Below are 1,308 nucleotides of genomic sequence, written 5' to 3'. Positions count from 1 at the left end.
TCCTTGAACTCGCTCGAGGTGATTTGGCCGCCCTCGAAGGTTTGTGGCAGCACCCGTCCATCGTTGGCGACCAGAATTGGAAGTTTCGGAATCAAGGTGCCGTAGCGCAGTTCTGTCTTCGACATTTTGACTTTTCCGGTCAGCCCCAGCCGGCTCCACTCGTCGACGGCGCGGTTGTCACTGTTCGAGGGAATCATAGAGCTCCCGACGTGTCGTCCCTTGCCAGTGTCCAGGGTAATACCCAGCAACCCTAGGGTATCAACACCAAAACCAACGGTACCATCGGTATATCCCGACTTGAAGTCCAACATGAAACCCTGCGCCCACTCTTCGGTTTTCGAAGGGGCAGCGGTGCCATCACGGTTGTCGTTATTGAAGTAGAAGTTCCTCATTCCCAAGGTAGCTTTGCTATCACTTAGGAAGTCAGCAAACGCATGGCCACTTAGGGCAATACTGCCAAACACTAAAGTTACATAAATTTTTTTTATGCTCACTTATACCGCTCCGATTTTTTTTATAATTTGTAAGTAAGAGAAGCAACAAGTAAATCTTCCAAGCCAACGCAACACACACGAATCCAATGCAGAGCTCACTCTCGCGAATGCATCAACTGAATATGCGCACTGGGAGCTCCCTCCATCGCATCTAATGGTGTAATCAAACTTTCTGACTCCAGATGGACTGGGGGATTTTTATCAAGGCAAACTTCCCCTTGAGTCGCTTACAACATTTTTCAGATAACCCATCATTACGGTGTTGCCCTTGAGCAGCAGCTCACCCGTTGTTTGGCCATCTTTTGGTACTGGCTGCATAGTTTCGGATTCAGCAACCATCAAGCCTTCGAAGGCTGCCGCACGAGCCCCTTATGCGTGGCAACTTGCCGCTTGTAGAGGGCGGAGACAGTATCGCCTTCGCCCAAGCCACGGTTCACCAGGACGGAGGCGAGGCGGAAGCAGCAATCGCTCTTCAAGTAAAATCGAGTGGAGTCATCCAAGCTTCACTCAGCTGAGAACGCCAGAGATTTCTTTGCTCGAGTGGAATCCGCACAAGACTGGTTGATCAATGTCACCGCCACTGCGCCTATCAAGCCGGCCAGGCCGATGGCCATGAAGTTGTGCTCAAGTGGCAGGTTCATTGACACCAGCCAGCCGATCAGCACTGGCGCAATGATCGCCCCGATGCGTCCCACACCTGACGCAAACCCGACACCCGCCGAGCGTATCGTGGAGGGGTAGAAGTCACCTGCATAGGCATAGGCCAGCAGCTGCGTACCCAGTGTGGATGCCCCAACAACGAAGACGACTGCGT

General features: G+C 52.4%; 1 protein-coding gene and 1 pseudogene. Both read right to left on the bottom strand.

Features of this window, described 5'->3' with window-relative positions; genetic code table 11:
- On the bottom strand, nucleotides 1-494 hold a 494-nt coding region (locus tag AC1DRJ_RS27985), incomplete at its 3' end, for an OprD family outer membrane porin (protein WP_477804997.1).
- 503 nt (nucleotides 495-997) lie between these two features.
- A pseudogene (locus AC1DRJ_RS27980) lies at nucleotides 998-1,308 on the bottom strand (MFS transporter); the annotation flags it as partial.

The sequence above is a fragment of the Pseudomonas sp. P5_B2 genome (genome assembly GCF_056400445.1).
This window is presented reverse-complemented; position numbering and strand designations above follow the sequence as displayed.